The organism is Mesorhizobium sp. B3-1-7 (genome assembly GCF_006439385.1).
Lineage (GTDB): Bacteria > Pseudomonadota > Alphaproteobacteria > Rhizobiales > Rhizobiaceae > Mesorhizobium.
In genome coordinates, this window is record NZ_VFTL01000076.1 from 1 (window position 1) to 5,682 (window position 5,682).

Consider the following 5,682-nt stretch of genomic DNA (forward strand, 5'->3'; position numbering starts at 1 on the left):
TGCTCTGGCATGCGACGAGCAAGGTCGTTGGTGACACCGATATAGATCGTGCCGCCCTTCTGGCTCGCGGTCATGTAAACGTAGCCTGTCATGTTGCGATCTTAGCTGGCGCTGTCAGCAACGGCTATTCTGGACGGCAGCAGTCTACGGCCAATGTCACGGCATGGATTCTAGGGTCTGCGCGCGTCGCTTCGCTCCTTGCTCCGCCCTAGAATGACCAAGAATACGCTGGTGGGACAGCACTCCTTTGGCCTGCCCGTCCTTCGCAGCAGTTGCGCAGCAGCTCCGGAGGGTGGGCCGGCCATCTCCGCTACAAGGAGGGAGTTAGCTGTCGCCCGGCCGTCGCCAATCGCTGGCGTTTACCTTTGCCCCAGTCTCGCACTTTCGATCGCGATGCCGAGCAGCGCCTGGCGCGCCAGCGCTTCGGACAGGTCCGGCCGCTTGCGTGTCTGCAGCACCGCCGTCTGCAGCCGGCCGAGCGCGCGACCGAGCGCCTCGACAGTCCAGCGCTCCAGCGTCTTTTCCACCAGCTTGCGGCGCGAGAAGAAGACGGGCGGACGGGCGCCGGCGACGACCGAGGCGGCGTTGCGGCCGCCGGTCTCCATCTGGCCGCGCATCGCCTGGATCGCCTGCAATTGCCGCATCGCCGAGGACAGGACCAGGAAGGGATGGCCGCCCGACTGGCAATGGCGGTTGAAGGCGATGTCGAAGTCGCCGACCTTGCCGTCCAGCATGGCGTCGACCGCGGCGTCGAAAGACGCGCCGGAGACATCGCCGGACAGGGCGTTGACGTCGCCGACGTCGATCTCCTTTTGGCCGTGCGCATAAAGCACCAGTTTCTCGATCTCGCCGCGCGAGGCGAGGCGATCGCCGCCGAGATTGCGGCGCAGCGCCTGGCGGGCGTCGAGCGTCATCGACATGCCGGCCTTGCGCAGTTCGTCGTCGATCACCGTATCGAGGTCGCGGGCCTCGTCGGCATAGCAGGGCAGTGCGATGGCGTTGCCGGCGGCCTCGACGATGGCCCTGAGACCGGTGCCTTTCTTCAGGTCGCCGGCTTCGATGAGGATGATGGCGTCGCGCGCGGGCTCGGCGGTCAGCGCCTTGATGTCGTCGGCCAGCGCTTTCTGGCCGCTGGCATTGCGCACCCAAAGCAGCCGCCGGTCGGAAAACATCGGCACGGTGCGGGCTTCGTCGAGCAGCCGCCCCTCGTCGCGGTCGACCTCCGCGCCGTCCAGCCTGACCACGGAGAATGGGTCGTCGAGCGGCAGGCCGGTTTTCGCGGCGAAGGTCTTCGCCCGCTCGGCGACGAGGCCGCGGTCGGGGCCGTAAAGCAGGATGATCGCCATGGCCGGATCCGGCCTCGCCAGCCACGAATCGACCTCGTATCCTTTCTTCTGTGCCATGCGGGTGGGTTAGCACGGGGCGGGGGCCGAGTGAACGGAGAAGCGGCCGGCAGAGAGCGTGATCTCCCCCCTTGTGGGGGAGATGGCCGGCAGGCCAGAGGGGGGCGCTGTCCCGCCGGCGTCTTGATGTTTGATCCTTGGCCTTGACCGAATGTCGACTTTCGGAAGCCGGGTTTGCGCGCCCTCCGTTGCCTTATGACGACGAATGACTACGGAGAGTTGGCGTTCTGTCACGCCCGCCTCTGCTCTGCCGGGCGTCTCTCCCACGACTGGGAGATTAACTGCGGCGGCCGCGGCGCTTGCTTTGGTTGTCTTTTCTGGCGGCAATCGCCCTATAAACTTCCGCCAAATTGCGCGCAGCGCGAAAACATCGACAAGAAATTTCGCCGCCATATCTGCATCTTGGCGCTAGCGTGCCGCATCGGTTCCACGAGCCGACGGCCGAAGGGGAAGGCCGTGCCCAGACCCGGCGAATTGGCACTGGTGCGGCGGCGCGGATGTGCAAAGATCGCACCGGCAACATTGGAGGATGTGAGCTCATGGCCGATGTTGGAATGTTGCGCTTCCATGTGCCCGAGCCCGAGGTTCGGCCCGGCGGCACGCCCGATTTCTCGAATGTGACCATTCCCAAGGCCGGCTCGGTGCCGCGTCCGGAGATCGACGTCGATCCGCGCAGCATACGCGACATGGCCTTTTCCATCATCCGCGTGCTGAACCGCGCCGGCGAGGCGGTCGGGCCATGGGCCGGGCTGCTCAGCGACCAGGAACTGCTCGAAGGCCTGCGCCATATGATGACGCTCAGGACCTTCGACGCGCGCATGCAGATGGCGCAGCGCCAGGGCAAGACCTCCTTCTACATGCAGCATCTGGGCGAAGAGGCAGTGAGCTGCGCTTTCCGCAAGGCGCTGAAGCCCGGCGACATGAACTTCCCGACCTACCGGCAGGCCGGCCTTTTGATCGCCGACGGCTATCCGATGGTCACGATGATGAACCAGATCTATTCCAACGAGGCCGATCCGCTGAAGGGCCGGCAGCTGCCGATCATGTATTCGTCGAAGGAGCACGGCTTCTTCTCGATCTCCGGCAATCTGGCGACGCAGTACATCCAGGCGGTCGGCTGGGCGATGGCCTCGGCGATCTCCAACGATTCGCGCATCGCCGCCGCCTGGATCGGCGATGGCTCTACCGCCGAGTCCGATTTCCATTCCGCGCTGGTCTTCGCCTCGACCTACAAGGCGCCGGTCATCCTCAACGTCGTCAACAACCAGTGGGCGATCTCGACCTTCCAGGGCATCGCGCGCGGCGGCTCCGGCACGTTTGCAGCGCGCGGGCTTGGCTTCGGCATTCCGGCGTTGCGCGTCGACGGCAATGACTATCTCGCGGTGCACGCCGTGGCCAAATGGGCGGCGGAGCGGGCGCGCGCCAATCTCGGGCCGACGCTGGTCGAATATGTCACCTACCGCACCGGCGCCCATTCGACGTCGGACGATCCGTCGGCCTACCGGCCGAAGGCGGAATCGGATGCCTGGCCGCTCGGCGATCCGGTCATCCGGCTGAAGAACCATCTTATCCACAAGGGCGTCTGGTCGGAGGATCGTCACACCCAGGCCGAAGCCGAGATCCTCGAAACGGTGATCGCCGCGCAGAAGGAGGCCGAGGGCCACGGCACGCTGCATGCCGGCGGCAAACCATCGACCCGCGACATGTTCGAAGGGCTCTACGAAGAGATGCCACCGCATCTGAGGCGCCAGCGCCAGCAGGCGGGAGTCTGACCATGCCCAGGAAGACCATGATCGAGGCGATCCGCGACGGGCTCGACGTCTCGATGGGGCGCGACAACAAAGTCATCGTCTATGGCGAGGATGTCGGATTCTTCGGCGGTGTGTTCCGCGCTACGCAGGGCCTGCAGGCGAAGTATGGCCGCAGCCGCTGCTTCGACGCGCCGATCAACGAATCCGGCATCGTCGGCTCGGCGATCGGCATGGCCGCCTACGGGCTGAAGCCCTGTGTCGAGATCCAGTTTGCCGACTACATGTACCCGGCCTACGACCAGCTGACGCAGGAGGCGGCGCGGCTGCGCTACCGCTCGAACGGCGATTTCACCTGCCCGATCGTGGTGCGCATGCCGACCGGCGGCGGCATTTTTGGCGGCCAGACGCACAGCCAGAGCCCGGAAGCCCTGTTCACCCATGTCTCCGGCCTGAAGACGGTGGTGCCGTCCAACCCGCATGACGCCAAGGGTCTGCTGATCGCGGCGATAGAGGATCCGGATCCGGTGATCTTCCTTGAGCCGAAGCGGCTCTACAATGGCCCGTTCGACGGCCATCACGACCGGCCGGTGACGCCCTGGTCAAAACATGAGCTCGGCGAAGTCGCCGACGGCCATTACACGATCCCGCTCGGCAAGGCGGCGATACGCAGGCAAGGCTCGGCGGTGACCGTGCTTGCCTACGGCACCATGGTCTATGTCGCGCAGGCCGCGGCCGAGGAGACCGGCATCGACGCCGAGGTGATCGATCTGAGAACGCTTTTGCCGCTCGACCTCGACACGATCGTCGCCTCGGTGAAGAAGACCGGCCGCTGCGTCGTCGTGCACGAGGCGACGCTCACCTCCGGTTTCGGCGCCGAGCTGGTCTCGCTGGTGCAGGAAAACTGCTTCTATCATCTGGAAGCGCCGGTGGCGCGGGTCGCCGGCTGGGACACGCCCTATCCGCATGCGCAGGAATGGGACTATTTCCCCGGCCCGGCGCGGGTCGGGCGCGCGCTTATCGAAACATTGGAAGCTTAGAGCGGGGAGGCCTGGTTGGGCGAACATATCATCAAGCTGCCCGATGTCGGCGAAGGCGTCGCCGAGGCCGAGCTCGTCGAATGGCATGTCAAGGTCGGCGACCTTGTGCGCGAGGACACGGTCCTCGCCGCCGTCATGACCGACAAGGCGACCGTCGAGATTCCGTCGCCGGTCGATGGCGAAATCCTTTGGCTCGGCGCCGAGATCGGCGACACGGTGGCGATCGGCTCGCCGATCGTGCGGTTGAAGGTAGCCGGTGAGGGCAATGTGAAGGCGGTCGGCGAGGCCCCATCCGGGGAGAAAGCGCCGGCTGAGCCGGTCGAGGCAAAACCGGCGCCGGCCGCGCCGAAGGCCACGCGCCCTGCCTCCGTTTCAGCCACGCCGCGCGCGGAAGGCGAAAAGCCCTTGGCCTCGCCGGCCGTCCGGCTGCGCGCCAGGGAGGCCGGCATCGATCTGCGCCAGGTCGCGGGCAGTGGTCCGGCGGGGCGCATCAGCCATGAGGACATCGATGCGTTCGTCGCGCGCGGTCCGCAACTGGCCCACGCGACCGGGCTTGCCCGGAAGGACGGCGTCGAGGACATCAGGGTCGTCGGCCTGCGGCGCAAGATCGCCGAAAGGATGTCGCTGGCGAAGTCGCGCATCCCGCACATCACCTATGTCGAGGAGATCGACGTCACGGCCTTGGAAGAATTGCGCGCGACGCTGAACAAGGAGAAGCGCGGGGCCAAGGGGGCGGAAAGGCCCAAGCTGACGCTGCTGCCTTTCCTGATGCGGGCGATGGTCAAGGCGATCGCCGAGCAGCCCAACCTCAACGCGCTGTTCGACGACGATGCCGGCATCATCCATCAGCACGAAGGCATCCATATCGGCATCGCCGCCCAGACGCCCAACGGGCTTGTGGTGCCAGTGGTCAAGCATGCCGAGGCGCGCGATCTGTGGGACTGCGCTGTCGAAGTCAACCGGCTGGCCGACGCGGCGAAGTCCGGCACGGCGACGCGCGAGGAGCTTTCAGGCTCGACCATCACCATCACCTCGCTCGGCGCCATGGGTGGGGTCGCGACCACGCCGGTCATCAACTACCCGGAAGTGGCGATCATCGGCGTCAACAAGATCATGGTGCGGCCGGTATGGGACGGCACGCAGTTCATCCCGCGCAAGATGATGAACCTGTCGTCCAGCTTCGACCACCGCGTCATCGACGGCTGGGATGCCGCGGTGTTCGTGCAGCGGATCAAGGCGCTGCTCGAGACGCCGGCGCTGATCTTCGTGGATTAGGGCGAAACGACCGAGATGCCGGCGGGACAGCGCCCCCCTCTGCCTTGCCAGGCATCTCCCCCACGAGGGGGGAGATCAGACGTTGCCGCGGCTTTCGCCAATCTCCGACGCAGCAGGAATGGGCGGCGCTCCGAAGCTGCTGATCTCCCCCCTCGTGGGGGAGATGTCCGGCAGGACAGAGGGGGGCGCGAAGGATCGCGACCTATGTTCCCCAGG

The 5,682-nt window shown here is 66.0% G+C and carries 5 protein-coding genes; 3 read left to right on the plus strand and 2 right to left on the minus strand.

The features are described from left to right. Positions 1-92, minus strand: a 92-nt coding sequence (locus FJ417_RS32845) for a GIY-YIG nuclease family protein (RefSeq protein ID WP_181183370.1), incomplete at its 3' end; no start/stop codon positions are given. A 267-nt stretch (positions 93-359) separates the two neighbouring features. After that, the gene (gene holA, locus FJ417_RS32850; RefSeq protein ID WP_140786324.1) at positions 360-1,403 is read right to left on the minus strand and encodes a DNA polymerase III subunit delta; all 1,044 of its coding nucleotides are present in this window, start codon (positions 1,401-1,403) and stop codon (positions 360-362) included. A 539-nt stretch (positions 1,404-1,942) separates the two neighbouring features. Here holA and FJ417_RS32855 point away from each other — a divergent pair. From FJ417_RS32855 to FJ417_RS32865, 3 genes are read left to right on the plus strand one after another with little or no spacing between them, the layout of a single operon-like run. Beyond that, positions 1,943-3,175: a 3-methyl-2-oxobutanoate dehydrogenase (2-methylpropanoyl-transferring) subunit alpha gene (locus FJ417_RS32855; protein WP_140786325.1), complete on the plus strand. Its 1,233-nt coding sequence runs from the start codon at positions 1,943-1,945 to the stop codon at positions 3,173-3,175. Between the two features lie 2 nt (positions 3,176-3,177). Continuing rightward, entirely contained in the window at positions 3,178-4,191 is a 1,014-nt protein-coding gene (locus FJ417_RS32860) for an alpha-ketoacid dehydrogenase subunit beta (protein ID WP_140786326.1), read from the plus strand. 15 nt (positions 4,192-4,206) lie between these two features. Beyond that, positions 4,207-5,466: a dihydrolipoamide acetyltransferase family protein gene (locus tag FJ417_RS32865; RefSeq protein WP_140786327.1), complete on the plus strand. Its 1,260-nt coding sequence runs from the start codon at positions 4,207-4,209 to the stop codon at positions 5,464-5,466. Positions 5,467-5,682: the final 216 nt, after the last annotated feature.